This window comes from uncultured Roseobacter sp. (assembly GCF_947491795.1).
Taxonomy (GTDB): domain Bacteria; phylum Pseudomonadota; class Alphaproteobacteria; order Rhodobacterales; family Rhodobacteraceae; genus Roseobacter.
In genome coordinates this window covers 519,711-545,568 of the sequence record NZ_CANLKW010000001.1, presented here as the reverse complement: position 1 = coordinate 545,568, position 25,858 = coordinate 519,711, and the positions used below count along the sequence as shown (strand labels likewise).

At 58.0% G+C, this 25,858-nt stretch carries 24 protein-coding genes; 12 read left to right on the top strand and 12 right to left on the bottom strand.

Annotated elements, in window-relative coordinates:
• Positions 1-25 precede the first annotated feature (25 nt).
• Entirely contained in the window at positions 26-1,015 is a 990-nt protein-coding gene (locus Q1A34_RS02725; protein ID WP_300030400.1) for an NAD(P)-binding protein, read from the top strand.
• 10 nt (positions 1,016-1,025) lie between these two features.
• Here Q1A34_RS02725 and Q1A34_RS02720 read toward each other — a convergent pair whose 3' ends face one another.
• Positions 1,026-1,712 (bottom strand): fumarylacetoacetate hydrolase family protein, encoded by a 687-nt coding sequence (locus tag Q1A34_RS02720; RefSeq protein WP_300030397.1) that lies wholly within the window; start codon positions 1,710-1,712, stop codon positions 1,026-1,028.
• A 434-nt stretch (positions 1,713-2,146) separates the two neighbouring features.
• On the opposite strand from Q1A34_RS02720, the gene Q1A34_RS02715 reads away from it, so the two are divergent.
• From Q1A34_RS02715 to Q1A34_RS02685, 7 genes are all read left to right on the top strand, one after another.
• Positions 2,147-2,833 carry an ABC transporter ATP-binding protein gene (locus Q1A34_RS02715; protein ID WP_300030394.1) on the top strand — a complete coding sequence of 229 codons (687 nt, stop codon included), beginning with the start codon at positions 2,147-2,149 and terminating at the stop codon, positions 2,831-2,833.
• A complete protein-coding gene (locus tag Q1A34_RS02710; protein ID WP_300030392.1) occupies positions 2,830-5,208 on the top strand; it encodes an FtsX-like permease family protein in 2,379 nt (792 codons plus the stop codon). The genes Q1A34_RS02715 and Q1A34_RS02710 overlap by 4 nt, the downstream gene beginning before the upstream one ends.
• A gap of 52 nt (positions 5,209-5,260) precedes the next feature.
• Positions 5,261-6,271: a lipocalin-like domain-containing protein gene (locus tag Q1A34_RS02705; protein ID WP_300030389.1), complete on the top strand. Its 1,011-nt coding sequence runs from the start codon at positions 5,261-5,263 to the stop codon at positions 6,269-6,271.
• 43 nt (positions 6,272-6,314) lie between these two features.
• Positions 6,315-8,573 carry a molybdopterin cofactor-binding domain-containing protein gene (locus tag Q1A34_RS02700; protein ID WP_366942800.1) on the top strand — a complete coding sequence of 753 codons (2,259 nt, stop codon included), beginning with the start codon at positions 6,315-6,317 and terminating at the stop codon, positions 8,571-8,573.
• 73 nt (positions 8,574-8,646) lie between these two features.
• The gene (locus Q1A34_RS02695; RefSeq protein WP_300030385.1) at positions 8,647-9,801 is read left to right on the top strand and encodes an acyl-CoA dehydrogenase family protein; all 1,155 of its coding nucleotides are present in this window, start codon (positions 8,647-8,649) and stop codon (positions 9,799-9,801) included.
• Between the two features lie 133 nt (positions 9,802-9,934).
• Positions 9,935-11,065 carry a chemotaxis-specific protein-glutamate methyltransferase CheB gene (cheB, locus tag Q1A34_RS02690; RefSeq protein ID WP_300030382.1) on the top strand — a complete coding sequence of 377 codons (1,131 nt, stop codon included), beginning with the start codon at positions 9,935-9,937 and terminating at the stop codon, positions 11,063-11,065.
• Positions 11,062-11,580 carry a chemotaxis protein CheD gene (locus Q1A34_RS02685; protein ID WP_300030379.1) on the top strand — a complete coding sequence of 173 codons (519 nt, stop codon included), beginning with the start codon at positions 11,062-11,064 and terminating at the stop codon, positions 11,578-11,580. Before cheB ends, Q1A34_RS02685 begins: the two co-directional genes overlap by 4 nt.
• 157 nt (positions 11,581-11,737) lie before the next feature.
• Here Q1A34_RS02685 and Q1A34_RS02680 read toward each other — a convergent pair whose 3' ends face one another.
• From Q1A34_RS02680 to Q1A34_RS02635, 10 genes are all read right to left on the bottom strand, one after another.
• The gene (locus Q1A34_RS02680; protein WP_300030376.1) at positions 11,738-12,115 is read right to left on the bottom strand and encodes a hypothetical protein; all 378 of its coding nucleotides are present in this window, start codon (positions 12,113-12,115) and stop codon (positions 11,738-11,740) included.
• Complete coding sequence (locus tag Q1A34_RS02675) at positions 12,116-12,502, bottom strand: response regulator (RefSeq protein WP_298835784.1); 387 nt, start codon at positions 12,500-12,502, stop codon at positions 12,116-12,118.
• 28 nt (positions 12,503-12,530) lie between these two features.
• Positions 12,531-13,379, bottom strand: a complete 849-nt coding sequence (locus tag Q1A34_RS02670; protein ID WP_300030372.1) for a protein-glutamate O-methyltransferase CheR — start codon at positions 13,377-13,379, stop codon at positions 12,531-12,533.
• Positions 13,379-13,837 carry a chemotaxis protein CheW gene (locus tag Q1A34_RS02665; protein ID WP_300030369.1) on the bottom strand — a complete coding sequence of 153 codons (459 nt, stop codon included), beginning with the start codon at positions 13,835-13,837 and terminating at the stop codon, positions 13,379-13,381. The genes Q1A34_RS02670 and Q1A34_RS02665 overlap by 1 nt, the downstream gene beginning before the upstream one ends.
• Positions 13,834-16,125 carry a chemotaxis protein CheA gene (locus Q1A34_RS02660; protein WP_300030365.1) on the bottom strand — a complete coding sequence of 764 codons (2,292 nt, stop codon included), beginning with the start codon at positions 16,123-16,125 and terminating at the stop codon, positions 13,834-13,836. Before Q1A34_RS02660 ends, Q1A34_RS02665 begins: the two co-directional genes overlap by 4 nt.
• A gap of 10 nt (positions 16,126-16,135) precedes the next feature.
• A complete protein-coding gene (locus Q1A34_RS02655; protein WP_300030362.1) occupies positions 16,136-16,501 on the bottom strand; it encodes a response regulator in 366 nt (121 codons plus the stop codon).
• The gene (locus tag Q1A34_RS02650; RefSeq protein WP_300030360.1) at positions 16,498-16,773 is read right to left on the bottom strand and encodes an STAS domain-containing protein; all 276 of its coding nucleotides are present in this window, start codon (positions 16,771-16,773) and stop codon (positions 16,498-16,500) included. Before Q1A34_RS02650 ends, Q1A34_RS02655 begins: the two co-directional genes overlap by 4 nt.
• A gap of 232 nt (positions 16,774-17,005) precedes the next feature.
• A complete protein-coding gene (locus Q1A34_RS02645) occupies positions 17,006-18,085 on the bottom strand; it encodes a methyltetrahydrofolate cobalamin methyltransferase (RefSeq protein WP_300030357.1) in 1,080 nt (359 codons plus the stop codon).
• A gap of 16 nt (positions 18,086-18,101) precedes the next feature.
• Positions 18,102-19,028, bottom strand: a complete 927-nt coding sequence (locus tag Q1A34_RS02640) for a methylenetetrahydrofolate reductase (protein WP_300030354.1) — start codon at positions 19,026-19,028, stop codon at positions 18,102-18,104.
• Between the two features lie 47 nt (positions 19,029-19,075).
• The gene (locus Q1A34_RS02635; RefSeq protein WP_300030351.1) at positions 19,076-19,372 is read right to left on the bottom strand and encodes a virulence factor; all 297 of its coding nucleotides are present in this window, start codon (positions 19,370-19,372) and stop codon (positions 19,076-19,078) included.
• A gap of 267 nt (positions 19,373-19,639) precedes the next feature.
• On the opposite strand from Q1A34_RS02635, the gene Q1A34_RS02630 reads away from it, so the two are divergent.
• From Q1A34_RS02630 to Q1A34_RS02620, 3 genes are all read left to right on the top strand, one after another.
• A complete protein-coding gene (locus tag Q1A34_RS02630; protein ID WP_300030348.1) occupies positions 19,640-20,755 on the top strand; it encodes a Ppx/GppA phosphatase family protein in 1,116 nt (371 codons plus the stop codon).
• Complete coding sequence (locus Q1A34_RS02625; RefSeq protein WP_300030345.1) at positions 20,755-21,486, top strand: RlmE family RNA methyltransferase; 732 nt, start codon at positions 20,755-20,757, stop codon at positions 21,484-21,486. The genes Q1A34_RS02630 and Q1A34_RS02625 overlap by 1 nt, the downstream gene beginning before the upstream one ends.
• 97 nt (positions 21,487-21,583) lie before the next feature.
• Positions 21,584-22,156 (top strand): hypothetical protein, encoded by a 573-nt coding sequence (locus Q1A34_RS02620; protein ID WP_300030342.1) that lies wholly within the window; start codon positions 21,584-21,586, stop codon positions 22,154-22,156.
• Positions 22,157-22,199: 43 nt separating this feature from the next.
• On the opposite strand, the gene Q1A34_RS02615 is transcribed toward Q1A34_RS02620, so the two are convergent.
• Positions 22,200-22,382, bottom strand: a complete 183-nt coding sequence (locus tag Q1A34_RS02615) for a hypothetical protein (RefSeq protein WP_300030339.1) — start codon at positions 22,380-22,382, stop codon at positions 22,200-22,202.
• 284 nt (positions 22,383-22,666) lie between these two features.
• Here Q1A34_RS02615 and Q1A34_RS02610 point away from each other — a divergent pair, with 284 nt between their 5' ends.
• Complete coding sequence (locus Q1A34_RS02610; protein ID WP_300030336.1) at positions 22,667-25,717, top strand: ABC transporter transmembrane domain-containing protein; 3,051 nt, start codon at positions 22,667-22,669, stop codon at positions 25,715-25,717.
• The last annotated feature ends 141 nt before the right edge of the window (positions 25,718-25,858 follow it).

Sequence of the window (25,858 nt, the reverse complement as noted above, 5' to 3'; positions counted from 1 at the left end):
CAGAACAGGTGGGATACGAACGAATATGGCAGCTGGTATAAAAATTGCGGTAATTGGCGCGGGCCTTGCAGGTGTGCGGCTGGCCGGGATGCTGAGCGGCCGTGCAGACGTCCGCGTTTTTGAGAAATCCCGTGGCACGGGCGGGCGTATGTCAACGCGCCGCGCGGGTGCGCACAGTTTTGATCATGGCGCACAGTACTTTACCGCGAAGGGAGCCACGTTTCGGGAGTTTCTGACACCATTTATCGACCGTGGACAGGTGGCGGAATGGCAGCCAAGACTGCTTCAGTTTCAGGCGGGCCGGTTGTCGGACGCGCCAGCATGGACCGCGCCGCGTTTTGTGGGCACGCCTGCGATGAACAGCCTGTGCAAGGCCGCCGCTGAGGAGCTGAACGTGCTTCATACGGTCGAAGTCGCGTCAGTATCGGCAGGCGAAAGCGGCTGGACACTGAGAATGCAGGACGCGTCCGAGTATTCGGGTTTTGACATGGTGTTATCGACTGCGCCCTCGGTGCAGACACGCCGGTTGATGCCGGGTGATTTCGGACAGGTGCATATGCCGGACGCAATTCAGATGCAGGGCTGTTACACACTGATGTGCGGCTTTGAAACGCTTCCAAACCTCGGCTGGGATGCAATTTCAGCAGATGGCGCGCCGCTGGCCTGGATCGCAGCCAATCACAGCAAACCGGGCAGGGCGCGTCCGCCTGCGCTCATCTGTCAGACGTCAAACAGCTGGGCCGAAGCGCATCTGGAAGAGGATCAGAGGCGTGTACAGGAGGTACTTTTGCGTGCCTTGTCCGATGTGACCCAGATCGATGCTGCGCGGGCGGATCACATCAGCCTGCACCGGTGGCGCTATGCAGCTGTATCCTGTCCTGCTGAAACCCCGTTTCTTCTGGATGAACGCTTGGGTCTGGGTGCGGCTGGTGACTGGTGCGGGGCAGGCCGGGTCGAGGCCGCGTTTGACAGCGCAACCGCCCTGGCAAACCGCGTCTTGCAGCATTTATCCTGACACAGCGACGTCAGGCAACGCGTACGGACATGCTGCCGAGGCCGGCAATTGCGATTTCCATGACGTCACCGCGAACGACCGGGCCCACACCTGCAGGCGTTCCCGACAGGATCACATCGCCCGGTGCCAGTTCAAAGTATTCTGAGAGATAGGAAATCATTTCCGGCACCTTCCAGATCAACTGATTGAGGTCACCCTCCTGGCGCAGCTCACCGTTCACATGCAGCGTCACAGCGCCCTCGCTCAGCAAACCTGTTGCGGAGACAGGATGCACCGGACCCACAGGTGCTGAGGCCTCAAAGGCCTTGCCGATCTCCCAGGGTCTTCCCGCTTTTTTCATGTCGCCCTGCAGATCGCGGCGGGTCATGTCGAGCGCCAGCGCATAGCCATAAATATGGGTGCTGGCATCATGCACCTGTATATTGCGCCCGCCGGATTTCAGCATGACGGCAAGTTCCACCTCGTGGTGCACATCCGCTGTTTTTGGCGGGTATGGAAACACGCCGTCTGTGACCAGATTGTCCGGGTTTTTCTGAAAGAAGAACGGCGGCTCCCTGTCCGGATCATGGCCCATCTCGATGGCATGGGCGGCATAATTACGCCCGATGCAATAGACCCGGCGGACAGGAAACAGAGCGTTGGATCCTGCGATGGGAAGTGCGGTCAGGGGGGGTGGTGCAATGGCATAGTCGGTCATGAAAGCTCCCGGGCAGCGGTGTGGGGGTTTCACAGGTGTATCCGCTGCCTTTTGGATTGGGAAGCGCTGGTCATTCCACAGCGATCCGCTATCTGGTTAAAAGGCCGGGCTGATGGAGCATATTGTTCACAAGGCCGGTCTTTGCTGAAGGAGTGAGCGCGATGCACATTGGCCGGGAACGTTCCCTTCTTCGGGTAACCGCACCTGTGTTTTTCGGCCATCAGTCCCGCACCAGAATTGCAAGAAAGCGGAACGGGCAGCCTTCAGCTATGGTGCTTCACCAGTTGACCAGATCACACGGCCAGACCCCAACGGAAAGTGTCGCATACCTTTTGTTCTGTCCTGGGGTTACACATCCCTCTGAACCCGTTGCGGCTGGCCGGACAGTGTTGGTTTCAAAACACGCGCCGCTGCGGTCAAAAGGTTAAACCGTGATGCTTTTACAGGTCCGTCAGCTGAGCAAGACCTATGGCCAGGAGGCCATGGCACAGCAGGTTTTGCGCGATGTGACCTTTGATCTGCAGGCTGGTGGCACACTGGCACTGGAGGGGGAATCCGGCAGTGGCAAAAGTACGGTTCTGCACCTTATTGCCGGTCTCGACAAACCGTCGGGCGGGCAGATTTTGCTGGATGGCCGCGACATTACGGTACTCGGTGACGCAGAAAGCGCCGAAGTGCGGCGCGGTACTGTCGGTCTGGTTTTTCAGCAGTTCAACCTGATACCCAGTCTGACCGTGGCAGCAAACATCGCTTTTCACGCAAGGCTGTCGCAAAAACATGACCCGGAACACGCAGAGTATCTGGCGCATAAACTTGGTCTTGGTGATCACCTGCAAAAGTACCCTGAGGCTCTGTCCGGCGGCCAGCAGCAGCGTGTGGCCATCGCGCGAACACTCGCGGCAGTTCCGCGACTGATACTCGCCGATGAGCCGACGGGGAACCTGGATGAAGCATCTGCCGACCGCGTGCTTGACCTGTTGCTTGAAACGGCCTCTGAGGCCGGCTCGGCAGTTCTCATGGTCACGCACTCTGCGCGCCAGGCGGCCCGCATGGGCAACCGGCTGACGCTGTCGGCTGGCCAGACCGTTGTGCGGGAACGATTGAAAGCTGGTGGTACATGACGGGGGCCGGGCTGACGGCTTTGTTGTCGCACTGGCGGCGTAATCCGTGGCAGTTGCTGACACTGGTGACGGGGCTCGCGCTGGCGACGGCGCTCTGGTCCGGTGTTCAGGCGATCAATGCTGAGGCCCGGGCAAGCTATGCCGCAGCGTCAGATACACTGGGAGCCGGTGATCTTTCGCGACTGACCCGGCGGGATGGCCAGGCGCTGACGGTCGCTGAATACGTCTCGCTGCGCCGCAACGGCTGGCTGGTCAGCCCGGTGATGGAGGGAGAATTGCGCACACCAGGCGGTGTCGTGCTGCTGACCGGAATTGATCCGCTGACTTTTCCGACACCTGCGGGTGCCGGACCAAGCGCAACCGGCCCCATGCAGAACCTGCTGTTAGACGACGGGCCTGTGCTTTTTGCCCACCCGGATGATGTGCCGCTCCTGACAGGGTTTGATACAGACGTCCGCCCCGATGACAGACGCCCCCGGGGGCAGGCAATGGCGGATATCGCGCTGGCGGACCGGTTGCTGCAGGGAGACGGGCAGCTGCGCTATCTCGTGGTGGCACCGGCACAGCCGCCACAAACTGTGCCGCTGCCGGATGTTTACACGATTTCCGAACCGCTGGCGCAAACAGACGTATCCCGGCTGACGCGCAGTTTTCATGTCAATCTGACCGCGTTTGGAATGCTGTCCTTTGCCGTGGGCATTTTTATCGTCTACGGTGCGGTCGGGCTCGCCTTTGAGCAGCGCAGACCCGTTTTTCGTACTCTGCGCGCGCTTGGGCTGCCGCTGACCCGGCTTATGGCGCTTCTGGCGGTTGAGCTAACCTTTTTTGCCCTGGTGGCCGGAGCGCTTGGTGTGACGCTGGGGTATCTCATTGCCGCCGCGCTGTTGCCGGACGTGGCTGCAACCCTGCGTGGGCTCTATGGCGCAGAAGTGACGGGACAACTACAGCTTCGACCTGTGTGGTGGCTGTCCGGTCTAGGGATGGCCTTCGGCGGGACGGCCATTGCGGCCGGTTCAGCGCTCATCAAACTGGCCCGGATGCCTCTTTTGTCGTTCAATCACCCCCGCGCGATGAGCCTGCACGCAGGCAATGCGGGTCGCTGGATGTTGCTGCTGGCTCTTGTTCTTTTCGGCACGGGGGCACTGATCTCTCAGGTAGGAGAGGGGCTGTTTGCCGGTTTCGGGCTGCTGGCCTGCCTGCTGACCGGGGCTGCGCTGTGCCTGCCCTGGGTGCTGGCGGTCTGCCTGTCGCTTGCCGGGCGGATCAGCCGTGGCCCGGTGTCAGAATGGTTCTGGGCGGACAGCAGACAGCAACTGCCAGGGTTGTCCATGGCTTTGATGGCTCTGCTCCTGGCAATGGCCGCAAACATCGGTGTCTCGACCATGGTTTCCAGCTTCCGGCTAACTTTCACCGGTTACCTTGACCAGCGGCTGTCCTCGGAACTGTATCTCAGGGTGAGCTCTGCTGAGCAGGCCGCTGAAATAGAACAGTTTCTTGTGGCCTGGTCCGTTGCCGTTCTGCCCATTGTTTCTGTTGACCTGCGGGAGGGCGGTCTGCCTGCCGAGCTTTTTGGCCTGCGCGATCATGCGACATACCGGGACAACTGGCCGCTTCTGAGTGCAGTGGACGGCGTCTGGGACCGTCTTGCGGCAGGTCAGGGCGCGCTGATCAATGAGCAGCTGGCAAGACGACAGAATCTGAGCCCCGGCGATACGCTCGGAACCGGCGACGTGGTTCTGGGCGTCTACAGTGACTATGGCAACCCTGCAGGACAGATCATCATTTCCGAACAGCAGTTCGGTGCTCGTTATCCCGGTCTCTCTCCGCGTCAGTTCGGGCTGCGCACAGAAACGCCCGATGAGCTGGCGCGCACCCTGCGCAATACGTTTGAGCTGCCCGCGGATGCGCTGATCAACCAGCGCGACCTCAAAGACTTTTCCCTGAGTGTTTTCGAACGGACCTTTTCTGTGACAGCGGCGCTGAACCTGCTGACCCTGTCGGTTGCGGGTCTGGCGATCCTGATCAGCCTGCTGACGCTGGCCACGATGCGTCTGCCGCAGCTGGCGCCTGTCTGGGCGCTCGGCCTGACCCGCCGCCGGCTGGCACGTCTGGAGCTGCTGCGGGCTGTTTGTCTTGCCGCTCTGACCGGGCTTCTTGCGGTGCCGCTCGGTCTCGGACTGGCCTGGGTGCTGCTGGCCGTAGTCAACGTTGAGGCCTTTGGCTGGCGCCTGCCGATGTTCCTCTTTCCCTGGGACATGCTGCAACTGGGTGTGCTGACCATGCTGGCGGCTTTTCTCGCGGCGCTCTGGCCTGCCATTCGCCTTGCCCGCACGCCGCCCCAGATGCTGTTAAAGGTGTTCAGCAATGAAAGATAACTCTGCAGGTTACGTGATGCGCACTTTGGCCATTTGCTGCGTTTGCCTTGGCATGACTGCACCCGCATCTGCACAGGGCTTTGCCGGGCTGGGCGCTGACGCCGAAGGGTTCAGCCATCCGGCCCGAGATCTGCCGATAGTTTTCCCCCGGGATCACGGACCCCATCCGGATTTCCGGATTGAATGGTGGTATCTGACGGCCAACCTCAAAGACGCAGACGGCATAGCGTACGGGTTGCAATGGACACTCTTTCGCTCTGCTCTCGAACCAGGTGACGCACCGGGATGGACCAGCCCGCAGGTCTGGATGGGGCACGCCGCCGTGACAACTGCGGACGCCCATTACGTCGCCGAACGTCTTGCGCGGGGCGGGATCGGGCAGGCGGGTGCAATTGCCGCTCCCTTCACAGCCTGGATTGATGACTGGGAAATGACGGCCACGGGCGACGGGATAGCCGACCTCAATCTGCGGGCGCGGGGTGCTGATTTCGGGTATGACATGGCGCTGAGCGCCGGTGGGCCATTGGTGTTGCAAGGGGATGCCGGATATTCGGTCAAATCGGCTTCCGGACGGGCAAGCTACTATTATTCCCAGCCTTTTTACGCCATCCGCGGCACCCTGCAGCTGCCGGACAGGGATGTAGACGTCAGCGGCACCGCCTGGCTGGACCGGGAGTGGGCCTCTCAGCCTCTGGGGGAAACGCAGATCAGCTGGGATTGGTTCTCGATGGTTTTTGATGATGGCGCGCGGATGATGGGCTTTACCCTGCACGACAGCGAAGCAGGCGATTTCACTGCGGCCACCTGGATTACACCCGAGGGTGAGGCGACACCTTTTCCCGACGGTGCCTTTGTGTCCGAGCCGCTTGAGACGGCCATGGTCGCCGGACGCAGCGTTCCTGTTGTCTGGCGTGCCAGGTTGCCGGATAAAGGTGTCGATGTGACCGTCCGGGCGCTCAATCCCCAGGCCTGGATGGACACGCTGGTATCCTACTGGGAGGGTCCGGTAACGATCACCGGCAGCCACACCGGTCAGGGGTATCTGGAGATGACCGGGTACTGATCCGCCCCGGAGCGGGCCGCCAAACTGTAAGGGCACAATGAGCATGCAGAAAAGAAAAGCCATGTCAGGCCGCCGCAGGATCACCCGCAGAGGTGTATTGATCGGGGCGGCTGCTGTCGCGGGCGGCGTGGCTTTTGGTGTGTGGCAGATCAGGCGACCGCACGACAATCCGCTGACCGCCGGTCTCGGCCCGGACGAGGCGACCTTTAACCCGTTTGTGATCGTGACGGGCAGCGACATCACCCTGATCACGCCGCATGCAGATGTGGGGCAGGGTGCGATGTCCATGCAGGCAATGCTCATTGCAGAAGAAATGGATCTGGAACCGGGCGGGTTTTCTGTTTCCTTTGGCCAGCCTGATCCGGCCTATTACAACCGGGCACTGGCAGCGGATGCCGTTCCTTTTATGTCGACAGATACCGGCGTTGTTGCAGGTTCTGCGCGCGCGGCGGTTGGGGCGGCGATAAAGCTGGCCGGGTTTCAGATAACAGGTGGCTCCACTTCGGTGCCTGACAGTTTTGAGAAACTCAGGCATGCGGGTGCTGTGGCGCGCGAAACGCTCAGGGCGGCTGCCGCTGCCCGCACGGGTATTCCGGCCACTGAATTGCAAACATCCGACGGTGCCGTGGTTCTGCCGGGTGGTGACAGCATCGCCTATACAGATCTTGCGGCGGATGCGGGTCGCATCGATCCGGTGACTGATGTGACGCTGCGCGACCCCTCTGCGTGGCGGCTGATCGGGCAGACACACCGGCGTTTGGATATCGTTGCCAAATCAACGGGCGCACAGACCTACGGTATTGATGTGCAGCCCGAAGGTGTTTTGTTCGCCTCTGCCCGGCTCAACCCGCGAAAGGGTGGTGGGCTGACGGGTTTTGACGCGCGACGCGCAGCAAAAATGCGCGGTGTGCGGCAAATCGTGCCTTTGAAAAATGGGGTGGCGGTTGTTGCGGACAATACCTGGTATGCCTTTCAGGCGCTGGCTGATATTGATTGCGACTGGGGAGGTGCGCCCTATCCGGCTGAGCAGGAAGATCACTGGCGCGTCCTGGGCTTTGCTTTTGACGAGGAAAAACCCGACAGGATCTGGCGGGACGACCGCGACCCCGAAGAAGTGGCAGCAGACGGCGTAACAGTTGAGCTGGAATACCGCGCGCCCTATGTCGCGCATCAGCCGCTGGAACCTCTGAACGCCACCGTGCGGATATCGTCAGAGCGTGCAGAGGTGTGGTGTGCGCATCAGATGCCACGCATCGTTCAGCAACGCGTGGCCGAGGCGGCTGGTCTGGAGCCGGAAGCCGTTGTTTTTCACAACCAGATGGCGGGCGGCAGTTTCGGGCACCGCCTGGAGTTTGATGTGGTCGATGCCGCAACAGAAATTGCGCTGCAACTGCCCGGCCAGGCCGTTCGCCTTGTGCTCAGCCGCGAAGAAGACTTTGCGCAGGACTACCCCAGGCAGATCGGGATGGCGCGTGGTGCAGGCGGGTGGCGCGGCGGTCAGGTAACCCACCTCGCACTGGAGATAGCAACGCCTTCGGTCACGGCGTCCCAGATGGGCCGCCTCGGTCTGGCTGTGCCCGGACCTGATGTGCAGATTGTCGCCGGTGCCTGGAATATGCCCTACGACATCCCTGGTCTGCGGGTGACCGGACGTGCAGCATCGGGACTGGCCCCGGTCAGCTCATGGCGGTCCGTCGGCGCGTCGACCGCCGGGTTCTTTGCCGAAAGTCTGCTGGATGAAGTGATCCGCGCGGCAGGTGCCGATCCGATGGGAGAACGGCTGCGCCTTGTGAACAACCCCATTGCCCGCGGCGTGCTGGAGGCCGTGGCCGAGATGTCGGACTGGGGCACACCGATGCAATCGGGCCGGGGGCGCGGCGTTGCCCTGGTGACATCCTTCGGAGTGCCGGCGGCACAGGTTGTAGAGGTGACGCAAACACCCGATGGCCTGCGTATTGACAGGGTTTTTGCCGCTGTTGATGCCGGTCCGGTGGTTGATCCGGTTAATCTTGAGGCGCAGGTTCAGGGTGGTATCATCTGGGGGCTGGGGCACGCGATAAACAGCGAAATCACCTTTGCAGACGGCAAGCCTGAACAGACGAATTACCACGATGCAGAGGGTATGCGGCTTTATCAGTGCCCTCAGATTACGGTTCGGGCCCTTGAGTCTGCATCGGAAATCCGCGGCATTGGCGAGCCACCCGTACCACCTGCAGCGCCCGCTCTGGCCAATGCAATTTTTGATGCGACCGGGCAGCGTTTGCGGGAAATGCCGTTTGCGCGACACATGCGCTTTTTGTGAGCCCGGGCTTGATGCTGTCCTGACGGCCCGGTATCTGTGAGGCCCCGGCTGCACGGGTAACAGGAGGCTCGGAATGGATTTCGCTCTGACAGAAGAACAGACGGCTGTCTTTGACATGACGGCTGCCTTCGCCCAGGAGAACATCGCGCCTTTTGCCCGTGAATGGGAAGCCGCCGGCACGATCCCGAAAGCGCTGTGGCCACAGGTCGCGGAACTTGGGCTGGGTGGCATTTATGTGTCGGAAAAATATGGCGGATCGGGGCTGAGCCGCCTTGACGCAACACTGGTGTTCGAAGCGCTGGCCATGGCCTGCCCGTCTGTTGGTTCGTTTCTGTCGATCCACAATATGTGTGGCGGCATGATCGAGAAATTCGGCTCTGACGCCTTGAAAGACACCTGGCTGCCCCGCTTATGCCGCATGGAAAAAATCTTTTCTTATTGTCTGACGGAACCAGGCTCGGGCTCTGATGCAGCGGCGCTGCGCACCCGCGCAGTGCGCACCAACGATGGCTACAGTCTCAGCGGGACCAAAGCGTTTATTTCCGGTGGCGGATACTCTGACGTCTACCTGAGCATGGTGCGCACCGGTGATGACGGACCCAGGGGCATTTCTGCAATGTTGGTCGAAGATGGCAGCCCGGGTTTGTCCTTTGGCGGTCTGGAAAGCAAAATGGGCTGGCGGTCGCAGCCGACAGCGCAGGTGCAGTTTGACGACTGCGCCGTGCCAGCCGCCAATCTGGTGGGCGAGGAGGGCCTTGGGTTTTCCTACGCGATGGCTGGTCTGGACGGTGGCCGGCTGAATATCGCGGCCTCTGCACTGGGGGGGGCACAGGCGGCGCTGAATGCAGCGCTCGCCTATATGGGCGAGCGTCGGGCCTTTGGAAAATCGATCGATCAGTTCCAGGCCCTGCAGTTTCGACTGGCCGATATGGAAGTACGCCTTCAGGCGGCGCGTGTTTTCCTGCGCCAGGCAGCCTGGAAACTGGATTCAAACGCGGCGGATGCGACGAAATTCTGCGCCATGGCAAAGGTTTTTGTGACAGATGCATCCTTTGATGTCGCCAATGATGCGTTGCAGTTGCATGGTGGATACGGCTACCTGGCAGACTACGGCGTGGAAAAAATCGTGCGGGACCTGCGGGTTCACCAGATACTTGAAGGCACGAACGAGATCATGCGAATGATCATTTCGCGCCAGATGCTTTCGGACCGGGACAACGGGATGTAAAATCCCGCACGGCCTTTGGCCCGTTTGCGTTCTAAATTATCGGCATTAAGGCTCGATTTACTCCTGCCTGGCATAACGGTCTGGAAAGGGTCCGTTGTTTCGACCCTGTTGTACCGTCAGCCAGGGTGATTGTGTGATATCCACAGGACATGCTTCCGAAAGTGCTTTTCATGGCCCTCGCAAACGGGTCCTGATCGTCGACGATTCCCGCACCATACGTGCATGGCTGCGCGCAACGCTGGAAGCGGATTCACGCCTTGAAATTGTAGGGGAAGCCGAAGACGCGGTTGCCGCCCGGGACTTTCTTCGCGCACAGCCCGCAGATGTTCTGACGCTGGATATCGAAATGCCGGGGATGAGCGGCCTGGAATTTCTGACCCGGCTGATGAAGGCACGGCCTATGCCTGTGGTCATGATGTCCAGCCTGACATCGGCAGGCAGCGATGCGGCGATCCAGGCGTTGTCTCGCGGCGCGGTCGATTGCATGGTCAAGCCGAACGGCGCATACGGTCGTGAAGTGACCGATGATATCTGCGAACGCGTGTATCAGGCCGCCTGCACGACAACGTCCCGTCTGCGTGTGCCCCAGGGGGCCTTGCAGTCGGCCGTTCAAAGACCCGGTGATACCGATTCACAGCCCTACGCTGGCTGCCGGCGCAAAAACATCTTTCTGATCGGGGCATCGACTGGCGGTGTAGCCGCCCTTGAAAGCGTTTTGCCAATGCTTGATCCCGGCGGCCCACCGGTTGTTATTGTGCAGCACATGCCAGGAAATTTCCTTGTCAGCTTTTCCGAAAGACTCGGGAGATATCTGAAACAGAACGTCTGCCTGGCCACAGAAGGTATGATCCTGCGCCGCGGAGATATCGTTCTGGCACCGGGGCAGGGGCAGCATACTGAAATTCGCAGGACCCGGGACGCCTGGACCTGCACTTTTAAACCAAATGATCCGCCGGCATTGCATTGCCCAGCTGTAGACATCCTGTTCAAGTCTGCAGTGAGCGAGGCCAAACACGTGACAGCTGCCATTCTTACTGGCCTCGGCAAAGATGGTGCCGAAGGCCTTTTACAACTGAGCGACGGCGGCGCGCGCACATTTGGTCAGAATGAAGATACCTGCGTGGTCTATGGTATGCCTAGAGCCGCCAAGGCCATGGGCGCCGTCCAAAGAGAACTGTCCCTGGATCGCATAGGTCACGCGATGCGCGACAGCATCAGAACTGGTCGCTCGTCACCCAATCGCGAAGGTGTTGTTGGCAAATGACCGGTTCCCGCATTCATATCACACAGGGCGAGCGCGGTGTCAGCGGTGACCCGGAGGTAGTCATCAGTACGATCCTAGGGTCCTGTGTCTCCTGTTGTTTGTGGGATCCTGTTGCCGGGGTTGGCGGCATGAACCATATGCTGCTCACAGTCAGCTCGGGCGAGCGCGGGATCTGTAACCTCGCAGGTATCAACGCGATGGAGTTGTTGATAAATGACATCCTAAAGCTTGGCGGGCAGCGCCACAGGCTGAAGGCCAAAGCTTTCGGGGGTGCACGGATGGTCAGCGGTCTCAGCGATATCGGTAAAACGAACAGCAGTTTCACCCTCGAATTCCTAAAGGCGGAAGGGATCGAGTGTGAAGGTCATTCGCTGGGTGGGGAAACTGCCCGTCACGTTATGTTCTGGCCGGCAACAGGCCGTGTGATGCAAAAAATCCGCAAGGATGCCCCACCGGAAATTCGCCCGGAAATACCAGTGGCTCAGGCGGCGGGGAACGATCTCGAGTTGTTTTGAATTGAAAAGCGCAGATTGTAATTAAGACAGCGCGATCCTGACGCGGCACCTGACCCAGTCCCACAGGGTCAAGCCATTGAGCCTGACATCATAGAACCTTTTAACGACTGCTGCGGCTGCGCGTGTCAGAAAATTCACTCGACAGGATTCTGACAGGTCAGAAGAGATCCACGTCTCCGACGACCCTTTTTCTGGGCGCTTCAGATTCAGATTTTTCCGGGCTTAGAAGGCCTCGTGTGACTTCCAGTTTGAGTTTCGATGCTAACTGCTCAGCATCGGCTATCAAAATGTCTTTCTGCTTCGGATCTCGGTTCAGTAACATTGTAAGCAACGCGAGATCTTCCAGACACTGCCGGAGATAATCCAACGCTTGTAACCTCGTAATGTCTGAGCCTCTTGCAATAGTATCGTCAGACAAAGTCGATCCAATAGTTTCTTCCAGATCAAATACCTGCGCGGCGAGCAGATCCAGCTGATTGGATGCGCGCTCCATAACCTTTGCCAGGCTGACTGATTTGATTTGGGCATTTTTCATTCAGAGACGTCCAACCACGGCTTCTATGCAGTTGCGAAGTCCCGCCTGCTCGAACGGTTTCTTAAGATAGTTGTTCATTCCCAGTTTCTTGCCATGGTCTACAATCTGTTGTTCTGCCCGGCCCGTAATAAGAATAAATCCAACACCTTTGGTTTTCGGAGACGCGCGCAACTGATGAAGAAGTTGCAGACCGTCCATCTGAGGCATGTTGTAATCAGAAATCACCAGATGTACCGGATGGGTCGCCAAAGACTGCAATGCTTCGACGCCGTTTTCCGCAGTCGAAACGTTCCTTACGCCAAAAGCATCCAGCGCCTGAGTTATCAGACCTCTGCTTGTGGACATGTCATCGACAACCATTATTCGAATCTTATCTCGCAACGACATTTCGTTTCCTTCAGTTAATCAGATCTGGTCAGTTTTTGGCGGAGGGTCTGTAAGTAGTTGGTCCGTCTGTTATAAAGCCGACGTGTTGGTGGTCGTTTATCCGTTCGGAGTGGCCGAGAAACATATAGCCATCTCTGCTGAGGGCTTGTCTGAAACGCGGCCACAATGCGTTCTGAGTTTCCAGATCGAAGTAAATGACGACGTTTCGGCAGAAAATTACGTCAAATTCATGCTTCATTGGCCACTTGGCAAGCAGGTTCAGTTCGTTGAAAGAGAGCAGTTTTCTCAGTGAGTCCCCCGCCGTGAACACGCGATCCCCGGATTCTGTGCTTTCTTCAAAATACAGGTTCAGCAAATCTTGAGGTACGCCCGTGATCAGTCTTTCAGGATATTTTGCCTGCCGCGCAAAGGCTACAACCTTTGGATCTATATCGGTGCCCAGAATTTTGACATCGAAAGAGTGGAGATCGGGAATGCTCTTTAACAGTGTCATGGCGATCGAGTAGCCTTCCTGTCCGTTGGAACAGCCGGCGGACCAAATTCGCACTCTTTCTCCGGATTTCATTTTTTTGTTGAGGCCAGGAACAATCTTTTCCTCGAGAATTCGGAAATGATGTTCTTCCCTGAAGAAGTGCGACACGTTTGTGGTGAGGGCCGAAATCATGTGACGAACTTCCGGACGACCCGCCTCTGAGCACACCAATTTAGTGTAGTGATGAAAGTCGTCTAACCCGAGCGCATTTACGCGATGCCGAAGGCGGGACTGGATCATGGATGACTTTTCCCGAACGAGTTGCAACCCGCTTTCCCGGTATGCCAGTTTGGCAATAACATCGAAGTCCTCAGGGCTGAGGATCATGTCGCGACGTGCACTCATTATGCAGCAGAGCTTTGTACGGATTCAACAACTGCTCCAAGATCGAGAACACGGATCATTCTTTCATCAATCAAAGTAAGCGAGCTTACTACATTCGGGAGGCTTCCGGATTGGACTTCGGGTGGGGGTTGGAGATCATCATCTGTAATCGCAATGATATCTGAAACCGCATCTACGAGCAGTCCGGTCATAGTGTCTTCATGATTCACAACAATTATCACGTTGCGGTCGGAATGCTCACGGGCTTTGAGCCCCAGTCTCTGCGATAAGTCCATCACAGGCAGTACAGTTCCACGCAAATTTATCACACCCTTCATATAGCTTGGAGCGTGTGGAAGGGGTGTTGTTTGTGTCCAGCCCCGAATCTCCCGCACGGACATTATGTCCAGCGAGTATTCCTGGTCAGCCAACTGAAATGTAAGAAGCTCTATTGATGTGGATGTGTCTTTTTCTGTCATGCCGGAATCCCCGCTGCAGTTGCTGAATTGCCGGCTCCAACCGAGCCAAGCGCATTTGAGATGATATCGGATGTGTCGAGGATCAACGCGATCTGACCATCGCCGAGTATAGTGGCGGCTGCTATTCCGGGTGCCCGATAAAAGCTGTCGTCAAGTCCCTTGATGACAACCTGACGCTGGTCCTGGATGCTGTCGATAATCAGTGCCGCGTGGCTGTCATCCTCATGAGCAATCAAAAGAACTACGCAGCCCTCAAAGTCTTCCACTGATTCCCGGTATCCCAGTTCCTTTCCAAGATCGAAGATCGGGACGAATCCGCTTCGGACACGGACCACAAACGAGCCAGGGCGAACCATTTCTACATCGTTCTTGGAAAGAGTAAGGGTCTCGATAACGACGTTCAGTGGTAAGACAAGCGTCTCATCGGCCACCTGAACAACCATTCCGTCCAGCACTGCGAGAGTCAGTGGCAAAGAAATTGAAAAGGTTGTGCCAACTCCCGGCGTGGAAGAAATCGTAATCCGTCCACCCAGTGCCTGAATGGCTGTTCTGACAACATCCATTCCGACGCCCCGTCCGGAGAGATCAGAAACGACAGTGGCCGTCGAAAAGCCAGGAAGAAACAAAAGATTGTCAATCTCGCTGTCGGACAGTGATGCGTCTTCGGGTACGAGGCCTTTTTCGACCGCAATTTTCAGCACTTTTTCCCGGTTGATGCCACCGCCGTCATCGGACACGTCGATAACGACCCGACCCGAACGATGTGCTGCAACCAGATTAACCCGACCTTGTTCTGGTTTGCCGGCTGCCAGACGCTCTTCAGATGTTTCGAGGCCATGATCCACTGCATTCCGGATCATGTGTGTCAAAGGGTCTGCAAGGCGTTCAATTACGGTCTTGTCGACTTCAGTGTTTTCACCCTCTGTGTGCAGTCTTACATCCTTGCCTACCGATGCGGAGGACTCGCGGACAATCCGTGACATCCTCTGAAACAAGGACTTTACAGGCTGAGCCCGGATCATCATCACGCTGTCCTGAATGTCCCGGGTAAGTCTTTGAAACTCTTCGAGCCCGTTCATTGCGTCTGAGTGCGGAGAGAGGCCGGAAGACTCAAGGCTCTGGGAAAGCATTGCCTGATTGATGACAAGCTCGCCAACGAGATTTACAAGACGTTCGATACGATCAAGATCAACGCGTACAACCGATTTGGCAGCTGCAGAGTTTGAAGCCGCACCTGTATTTTTTCCAGCATTCGGAGCGGCTTGTTTTTCCGTTGGGGCAGCCGGCGGAGGCGGCGCAATCGTCTTTTCCGTCGCGGGTTCCGGAAGTGAGTCCAATTGTGTTTCGAGGGGAGGCACATCAGCTTCCGGCTCGTCAGATGCGAGCGCTGGCAGATCACCTGTTTCGGCACTGGTTTCTGCGTCTGGCTGCTCCTGTTCGGGCAACGTCTCTTCAGGATGTCCTGCCTTCGTCACAGACAGCTCACAAAGCCCTTCGACAAATTCGAAGGCAGCCTCTATTTCCGCCAGATCAACTTCGGAGGTGAGCTCTATCGTCCAGTAGAGATATGAGGTGTCGGGAGAAAGTCCCTTCAGATCGGGAAGTTTATCCATATGGCAGGTGACACGGGATGTGCCCATTTCGTCCAGAGCCCGAAGCATATGATATGGCTCGTTCCCGGTCTCAAACAGCTCATTTTCCGGTCGGAACAAAATCGTGTATTCGTTTTGACCCGGGGCGGGTGGCAGATCAGGAAGATCAAGATCCGGTAGTGAGAAGTCGCCGTCATCGCCGTCGTCGTCACCAAAATCCATATCCAGCGACAGGGTCGCGGGTTGGAAGTCAATATCTTCCTCTTCTTCCTCCTGCTCCGCGTCGGCGCTGTCAGCGTCTTCACCAAGTATTTCGTTCAGCAGACCCAGAAGTTCATTTGTGCGGTCAGATGGCAGGTCGCCGTCATCACGCGAAATCCTGACCAGGTCGGAGAGGTGGTCAGCGCACTGAAAAAATACTTTCAGCGCATGAGCGTCCGGTGACATCCGGCCTGCGCGAACCTCGTCCAGAACGGTTTCAAAACGGTGCGCGAAACGGACCAGCGCTTCCAGCCCGAAAGCGCCGGCGCCGCCCTTGATGGAGTGCACGGCCCGGAAAACAACGTTGATCGTTTCGGTATCATCCGCGCCGTCGTAAAGTTCCTGCAGCCCGTCCTGAAGAGCTTCGAGCAGTTCTTCGCACTCAATAAAAAACGAGGCGCGGATTTCTGCCATCGGGTCATTGTTGTCTGCCATGTCGTACCCCTTATCCGGCTACCATCTGGAGCGCTTTGATCAGTTTGGCGGGATCAAAGGGCTTCACAATCCATCCGGTCGCGCCTGCATTCCGGGCACGGGCCTTGAGTTCGGGCGCGGCCTCAGTCGTGAGAACAAGGATGGGCGTGGCCCGGTGCTGTTCCTGATCGCGGACAGCATCAATAAACCCAAATCCATCCATGCGCGGCATGTTGATGTCGGTGATGATTGCGTCTGGCTCAATACCGTCCAGCACTTCGATGCCGTGAATACCGTCATCAGCGGTATGAACATTGAAGCCTGCCGGTGTCAGCGCAAGACGTATCATGTCCCGCATCGTGCGGCTGTCGTCTACGGCCAGAATTTCCAAAGTCATTGGCGACCCCCTGAAATCATTTCCGGTGTCATGCCCATGACGCGAAGCTGATCGATGACGCGATCCGAGGCATTAATGAAAAGTATTTTCCGGCCCTGCGCGTTTGCGCTCGTGGCGGCGGAAAGAAAAACCTGAAGTCCAAGTGCGCCGAGGTGTTTTACCTTTGACAGATCCACCGTCAGTTCTTCGTCGTCGCGTTCCCCGAGTGCCGTGGCCAGACCGGCGGCCGCTGACAGATCAAGTTTCGGGTCTGCAATAAAAGGTTCACTCATCATGACCTCCTGCGACGGTTTGTATTTTCAGGTGCATTGATTCCTCCACGTCGGCCGAACAGGTGCGTAAAGGGGTTGTATGGGGCGTTCCGTTAAGACTCGGTTACCCGCAGCGTCATTTCGAAAAGAACCTCGAAACGGATGCCGGAAAAACAAAAAGAAAAAGGCCAGAGTTGTGCTCTGGCCTTTCTTTTCATGATCGTTTCGCTGGCAAGCAGCCGGTGGAAAATTTTTACCGCCGACGGCGTCCACCCGTCCGGCCTGCACGGCCGCGGCCTTCCTGCCCCGGTTTTGGCGCTTCTTTGTTAAAGGCGATCCATGCACCACCATGCGGATCATTATTGGTCAGAAAGTTTGCCGCGCGGATGGCCTCCATTTCCTTGCCAGGGCGCGGTTTTGTCGAGCCCATGCCAAAGGTCTGACAGAAAAGCTCATCATCCATATCATCCGGGACAATTATTCCTGTCGCAGCCAGTTCAAGTTTTTTGGTTTCGATTTTCGCCGCATTAATCGGCAGTGCAACGGGGTTCATGATTGCCGATGTCATACCAGCGCCCATGGCCATTGGCAGAAAGGCATTGTTGATGCCGTGGCGGTTTGGCAGACCAAAAGATATATTCGACGCCCCGCAGGTGGTGTTGACGCCCAGTTCCTCGCGCAGGCGGCGCACAAGGGTGAACACCTGATTTCCAGCCGTTGCCATTGCACCGATGGGCATGACCAGCGGATCAACGACAATATCATGCGCGGGAATGCCAAAGTCGGCCGCGCGTTCAACGATTTTCTTTGCCACCGCAAAGCGAACTTCGGGGTCTTCAGAGATACCGGTGTCGTCGTTCGAAATTGCAACGACGGGCACGTTGTATTTTTTCACCAGCGGCAGCACGAGCTCGAGGCGCTCTTCCTCGCCGGTCACGGAGTTAAGGAGCGGACGGCCCTCACAGGCCTCAAGGCCGCTCTCCAGTGCGCCGGGCACAGAGCTGTCAATGCACAATGGCACGTCTACGATTGCCTGGACGCGTTCTATCAGCGCTTTCATCAGGGGAGGTTCAACAAAGTTGTTGTCCGCATAGCGCGTGTCTTCGGCCATTTTGTTTGTAAAGACAGCGCCGGAATTGATGTCCAGAACAGTAGCTCCCGCCGCAACCTGCGCGATCGCGTCCGCCTCAACAGTGCTGAAATCGTCCTGTTCAAGTTCGAGCGCCAGCTTTTTACGGCCGGTCGGGTTGATCCGCTCGCCGATCACGCAGAAGGGCTGGTCAAAACCGATAATAGCGGTTTTGGTTTTGGATTCGACGATTGTCCGGGTCATTCAGAGTGTCCTTGGATCAGGCGTTGGCGGGGACAGCTGCGCTGCCGCCGTTTTCAATGGCCCAGGTGGCATTGGTCTTGATGCCACCCAGCGGGAAAAAGTGCACGTTGGAGATGTTGAAATCCGGATTAGCAGCTTTGTGCGCGGCCAGGTCGTTCAGCACATCTGTCGGCTCGTAGGGCAGCAGCAGTTTGGTGACGTCCAGCGCACGTTTCTGCAGCACCCTGAGCGACGGGCCCACACCACAGGCGATTGCGAACTTGATTAGCGTCTGTAGTTTAGCAGGCCCGGCGATACCGATGTGAACGGGCAGGGTGATGCCTGCGGCCTTCAGGCCGTCAGCCCAGGCGATGATTGGTTTTGCATCGAAGGCAAATTGTGTGGCCAGCGCCATCTGAGCATCTGTGCGGGACTGGAAATCGTTTTTCCAGCGCAGCGCTGCATCTACATTGCCGGTGCCGCCGTCCGGATCGATGTCGCGGTTACCTTCCGGGTGGCCAGCCACGTGGAGACGGGTAAACCCTGCCGCGTCAAAAAATCCGGTTTCCATCAACTGCATCGAACTGTCAAAGTCGCCATGCGGCGTGGTAACACCACCCGCCAGCAGCAGCGCCTGTTTCACATCGGCCTCGCCCTGGTAACGGGCAATCCAGTCGGCAAGTGTTGCTTTGTCTTTGATAATGCGCGCGGGGAAATGCGGCATGACCTGAAAACCGTCGTCATTCAGCCGTGCCGCTGTGCTGACCATGTCTTCGATGGGCGTGCCTTCGATATGTGCGATGTACACCCGCGTGCCACCAGGCAGCAGATCGCGGAAGTTATCAACTTTCTCTGCGGTCCGCGGCATGACCTCGATGGAGTAATCCTGCAGAAAGGCTTCTACCTCCGGCGTGACGCCTTTGGGTGCGCCGGTATCTTTGCGTTTGAAATTCAAAAGCGCCATCAGGCGATCCTTCCCGGACAAAAGGGTGTCAGACAGGGGCGGCAGGGTCAGGCCCAGCCATCGTTATCGATCAGAGACTTTATGCGGGCCTTGTCGTATTCAGCGTCGATCCGCGCAGCTTCGGCGTCCGCAATCTCATCGGGGTCGCCTGCGACCTCAAACGGATCGGCCTTGCGCCACTCTGCGAGATAGGCATCCGTGTCCTCTGCGCCAACTTTCATTGCCGCCCGGTCAATTGCCTGCTCAAAACGCTCGGGCAGGGGGCGTTTTGATCCGCGGCGTCCCTTGCCCACAATCACCTGGGCAGGGATGTCACGCCAGTACACTATGGTTACGTCGGGCATCGGGTTGATTCCTCATTCGTCTCTGGCATCTGTCTAACGGCTGCATTCCTGTGCTCTGCGTCCTTTTTCGACAGAACGCAGGCTTTCCGCGACCTGCGTATATCTTGTAACCTGCGCAGTGTCCGGCGGCGAGGGGCACGTCGGCCTGAAATTCTCATCATCTTGCTGAGCCCCGGTCATACAGTTCGCTTCACTGGTATGCGGGCGCTTGCGCTGGAGCCGGGCAGTGTCTAGGTTAAACTCAACCCGATATGAAAGGCGCATACGATGGCGCCACAGCGTCCCAGAGGTGCGGGCGTGCTCGACGATACGACGGCTCTGAGCCCCGCGCCAGTTCCGCCGAGGCCTGGTGAGCTCTATGCTGCACTGGACCTTGGTACAAACAGTTGCCGCATGCTGATCGCCCAGCCAAAAGGTTCGGGGTTCAGTGTTGTGGACAGCTTTTCAAAGTCCGTGCAGCTTGGCGCGGGCCTGGAAAAGACCGGACGCCTGTCGCACGGGTCCATGGGTCGTACGATCCAGGCATTGCGGATCTGTCAGCAGAAACTGCGGCGCAACAAGGTCCGCCGCATGCGTCTGGTTGCCACCGAGGCCTGCAGGCGGGCGCATAATGCGGGCGAGTTCATCCGGCGCGTCAAACGCGAGACAGGCCTGCTTCTCGATATCATCAAACCGCAGGAAGAAGCCCGGCTTGCCGTGATTTCCTGCGCGCCGCTGGTCAGCCGGACCACGGAAAACCTGCTGGTTGTCGACATCGGCGGTGGATCCACAGAACTGGTCTGGATCGATCTGAGCGAAGTACCACCGCGTGAGCGGCCTGCATCTATAATGCGCCTTCACAGCGGGTTTGGCGGCGGCCTGTCCGGAGAGCCTTCGGCGCGGGTTGTCGACTGGATTTCCGTGCCCCTGGGGGTTGCGACACTCAGGGACCAGTTCAGCGATGTGGATGATGATGCAGCACGGTTTGCCCTGATGAGCTGGTTCTTTGAGGAGAACCTGTCAGATTTCTCGCCCTACCATGACACCCATAAACACGAGAAATTCCAGATCGTCGGCACATCCGGGACCGTGACAACCGTGGCCGCATGCCACCTGGGCCTGAAACGGTACGACCGAACCAAGGTGGACGGTCTCAGTATGACAACCGAGGAAATTGAGCGCGTCATTCGCTCGTATCTGGCCCTTGGACCGGAAGGGCGGCGCGCTGACCCCCGGATCGGGCAGGACCGACAGGCACTGATCATGTCAGGTGCAGCCATTCTGCAGGCCCTGATGCGGTGCTGGCCGACAGATCGGTTGTCTGTGGCGGACAGAGGGCTGCGTGAAGGGCTGCTTTATGCGCAGATGAGCGGTGATGGCGTTCTCGAAGACGGAGAATTCTGATGGCGAAGACACCCACTGGCAGATCTCCGACCGGCAAGAACACTTCCGGCCGCGGTCAGCGTGATCTCAAGGTCAAGGTCAAGTCCGCGCGCGGCCGCAAACTCAGTTCAACGCGCTGGCTGCAGCGGCAGCTGAATGATCCCTATGTGAAACGGGCAAAGGCCGAAGGGTACAGGGGCCGGGCGGCTTTCAAGATCATGGAACTGGACGACAAGTACCGGTTTCTGGTGCCGGGCGCCCGCGTGGTAGATCTGGGTGCAGCACCAGGCGGGTGGTGCCAGGTGGCCGTTAAGCGTGTAAATGCCCTGGGTGAAAAGCAGGGCAAGGCGATTGGCAGCATTCTGGGTGTTGATCTGCAGGAGATGGAGCCGATTGCCGGCTGTGATCTCTACCAGCTCGATTTCATGGACGAGGACGCAGATCAGCAGGTGCGCGAATGGCTCGGTGGCAAGGCAGATGTTGTGATGTCTGACATGGCGGCGGCCAGCTCCGGTCACAAGCAGACCGACCACTTGCGGATTATCTCTCTGTGCGAAGCCGCCGCCTACTTTGCTTTTGATGTTCTGGACGAGGGTGGAACATTTGTCGCCAAAGTTCTGGCCGGTGGTGCGGAAGGCGAGTTGCAAAAGCTGCTGAAACAGCGATTCGCGAAAGTGGCAAACATCAAACCACCATCTTCGCGCTCCGACAGTTCAGAAAAATTTGTTGTGGCAACGGGATTTCGCGCCTGACGGGTCAGGCTTTACCTTCTCTTAAGCCCGCTGTGTCTAGCATCCCGTCAGGGACCCACCGTGTGCGTGGGCCAGATGCAACGCAAAGGACGGGTATATGTTCCGTAAAATTATTCTTTCAGCACCGCTGGTGATCGCCGCCAGCATGGCACAGGCTGTCGATGCGCCGCCAGCCATGCGAACATTCGTGGACAGCAACGTCATGGAATGGGCGATGAGCCCGGAAGTGATCTCTGCCGTGGTCGCACAGAACGCGGAAACCGCAGGGGCGTCTGCAGATCAGATCACGGCCTGGGATACCGCCTGGCGCGCTGAGGTGGGACAATCGGATCAGCCGCTCATCAGCGAAGTTATGGGACGCGAGCTTTCGGCCATGCTCAAACAAAAGGTTGCCGAATCCGGCGGCCGGATCACCGAAATCTTTGTGATGGACGCCCTTGGTCTGAATGTCGCGGCCAGCGACGTCACGTCCGACTACTGGCAGGGTGACGAAGCAAAGTATTCCAAGAGCTACGGTGCGGGTTCCGGAGCAGTGTTTGTGGACGCGGTTGAATTCGACGAAAGCTCGCAGAGCTATCAGGGTCAGATCTCGGTTTCTCTGACAGACCCGGCGACCGGCGAACTGGTTGGCGCGATGACAATCGGCCTTAACGCCGAGGCGTTCTTCTGATCAGGGCCTGATCGCCTGTTGAATGGTACTGTGCAGGCGTTCGTTACACGGACGCCTGCAGCGATTCCTGTGCTGCCTTGAGCAGCCTTTCCATATCCGCTGATGTGGTGACCCGGGCCCTGGTGTTCCGGGTTTTCTTTCCGGTATTGGCCGCCTGACTTTCCTGTCGGATAAGTTCAAAAAGCTGGCCGTGCCGGCGGTTTTTCTCACAATGGTTTATGTGCATTTGTATGCTCCTTCCGGTGCGGACGCGCCGCACACCGTGCACTTATGCCCGCAGACTGCGGCAGAGTTCTGACAGTGATGGGGCGGGCCAATGACAATTCCGACGCAGGTCTTCGCGTTCAGAACGCAGGCTCTGAGCGGCGCACATCGCGGGCCGCGAACAGTTCCCTGTTGCTGAAACCGGCCTGAAATCAGTAACTTCAACCACAGAGTGCAGTGAAACGCTGAATTTCGGCATGTATGGCGAAAAAGCTTTGCGAGGTGGCCGTCCCGCTCCTACAAGGAATGCAGGGACAAATCCCCGGCACAGGGGGGGTACGCAGGATCGAAAAGACACTTTTTCAGTTCATCTGGAAATACTCCAGGCGGGATCAGTTTATCCTGCTGGCCTTTACCTGCACCCTTTTCCCGTTTCTCTTCCTGACACTCGAACTTCCCAAACGCATCATCAACGATGCGATCGGATCCCAGACCTCCCAGATCAGCCTTTTGGGTATGACGCTGGATCAGGTGTCTTACCTTTGGGTGCTGTGCGGCGTTTTCCTGTTGGCTGTGTTGTGCCACGGGCTGCTGAAGATGCGGATCAACACGATGAAAGGCGTTTTGTCTGAACGGATGCTGCGGCGTCTGCGCTATGGGCTGATTGCACGGATGATGCGTTTTCCGCGACCCTATTTTCAGCGCACGTCCCAGGGTGAGCTGGTCGCGATGATCACGGGCGAAACCGAGCCGATGGGCGGGATGATGGGTGATGCGCTGACACAGCCCGTTCTTCAGGCCGGCCAGATGCTCACCATTCTGTTTTTCCTTTTTCTGCAGAGTGTCTGGTTCGGGCTTGCCGCGGTTGCGCTCATTCCACTTCAGGCGTGGCTGATCCCAAGGCTTCAGCGCCAGATCAACCTGATGAACAAAAAACGTATCCGTGAAGTCCGGACACTGGCGGCGCTGATCGGAGAAAGTGCGGCGGGGGCATCCGACCTGCGGGCGCACGGTGGCTGGCGGTACAGGCTGGCGATGATCACAGACCGGCTGGGCGTGGTCTACCGGATCCGTTTCCAGATCTACCAGAAGAAATTCTTCATGAAGTTTATCAACAACTTCATTACCCAGCTTACACCGTTCTTTTTCTTTGCGATCGGAGGGTATCTGGTCATTCAGGGCGCGGTATCCCTTGGCGCGCTGGTGGCCGCTCTTGCTGCGTACAAAGACCTCAGCTCCCCTTGGAAGGAGCTGCTGACGTACTACAACCAGGCGCAGGACATGAGCCTGAGGTGGGAGACCGTGATGGAGCGCTTCTCGCCCTCCGGCGTCATTCCAGAAGCGTTGATGAGCGGCACACCAGCCACTCTTCCGCGTCTGGACGGGGCGGTGGAGCTTAACGCAGTTACCGTGACTGACGCGGATGGAAACACGGTTCTGGATGGTGTTTCCGCGCAATTCCCGAAAGGTTCGGTTGTCGGCATTGCCGCTGCCAGCGAACAGGACCGGCGAGCGCTTGCGGATGTGCTGATCCGGGAAGTGATCCCTGTCGGCGGTGACATAACGGTGGCTGGCCATCCGTTGTCGGAACTGCATCAGCTGGTTCTTTCGGCACGTATCGGACACGCAGGCGCGCGCCCGGTGCTTTTTCAGGGATCGTTTGGCGACAATGTGATGACAGCTTTGCGGGCAACACCAGGCTCTGCAAGTGATCCGGACGCAGAACGACTGGCCCGGGAAGCGGTTCTGGCGGGGAACAGTCCCGACATTCTGGGCACTGACTGGCTTGATCCGGAGGTTGCGGGACTTTCCTCCACTGATGAACTGCGCGAATGGTGGCTGACACTGGTCGACGCCACCGGGTCCGGCGACATGCTTTTCCGCAGATCACTCGATCAGGTGCTGACCGGGGAAGAACAGGCCGAACTGCTTACGGGAATAATTGCCGCCCGTCCGGCAATCCGCGATGCGGTAAAGGCGGCAGGTCTGGACAAACACGTCTACCCGTTCGATCGCGACACCTATAACCCTTCGCTGACCGTGGTCGGGAACCTGTTTTTTGCATCACCGCGTCGCCCCATGTCGCAGGCGGAACTTGCGGATCAGTCCGAACTCTTTGATCTGCTTTCAAAGCTCAAGCTGGAAGAAAGTCTTTTGCGGCTCGCCTTTGAGATCGTGGATTTGCTGAACCAGACCTTTGGCACGGACGGAACAGAGCATCCGTTGTTCCGAAAACTGGGTCTGGATCCGTCGCTTTACGAGCAGGCCGTTCAGATCAGACGCCGCCAGAGGTCGCGCCCGACGATACAGTTGCCGGATGCGGAAAAACGTCTGCTGATGTCCCTGCCGGCTCAGATCACGGCCGAGCAGATTGGTCCGGCATTCCCCGAGCAGATCCGGCGTGAAGTTCTGGAGGGCCGAAAGGGCATATCCGGCCCGGTTCTGGATGCGCTGACGGATCTCTATGCGCCCCTCGATCCGGCTCATGCGGCACCTGGCCTCACGGTCCTCGAGAACGCTCTGTTTGGCCGTATTTCTGAGGCTGCCGGTGCCCGGTCAGATGAGCTGCGCCGTATCGTTTCAGACGCCCTTGAGGCTGCAGGACTGCGCCCACAGGTCATGCAGCTGATCTTTGATCTGCCGCTTGGGCTGAACGGGGGCAACCTTCCGACTGTGTTTGCAGAGCCTCTGGCGCTCTGCCGTGCTGCCATCAAGAAGCCGGACATTCTGGTTCTGGAACAAACGCTTGCCGGGTTTGATCAGTCTGTTCGCATTGAAATGCACCGGAACCTGCGGCGTCTGTTGCCGGACACAATGCTGATTTATCTGTCCGACAGTTTTGAGACGCCCGACATTTTTGATGTGCATCTTGAGGTGGTCCAGGGGCGTCTTGTGACTGACGGTGCTGCAGAGGAAAGCAGCGCGGAGACAGCGGCAGGTGCAGATCTGATGCGCAAGGTGCGTGCACTGGAGGCCACCGATATGTTCTCTGGTCTCAGCCGGCGTCAGCTGCGGCTTCTGGCTTTTGGCGCGCGGTGGTACGGGGCGGCCCCTGGTGAGACAATTTTTACCAAGAACGACGATCCGGTGGACGGCGCATACATGGTTCTGTCCGGAACAGCCGGTCTCTACAATCCGCAGGAAGACGGCAGCGAGGATCTGGTCGCCGAAGTGGGCCCCGGACAACTGGTGGGTGAGTTAGGACTGATCCGGAATGTCCCCCGGGCGCTGACAATGCGCGCCACCAGTGAGTTTGAAGCCCTGAGACTCGGCACCGAAGAATTCCTGGCTGTCGTTGAAAATGATGCGGCCACATCCTTCCGGCTGTTGCAGGTGGTCGCCGGATACACCTCCTGACGTCCGTCTGATTTTACACCAAATGCGAACTATTGAGTTGCCGGGCGCACCCTTCTGAAGCGCACGGATTAATACTTTTTAACCTGCTGTCACGGTATGATGCAGCTGTGCGGAGCGGTGTCTTCGTGGGTTTTGCGGGTT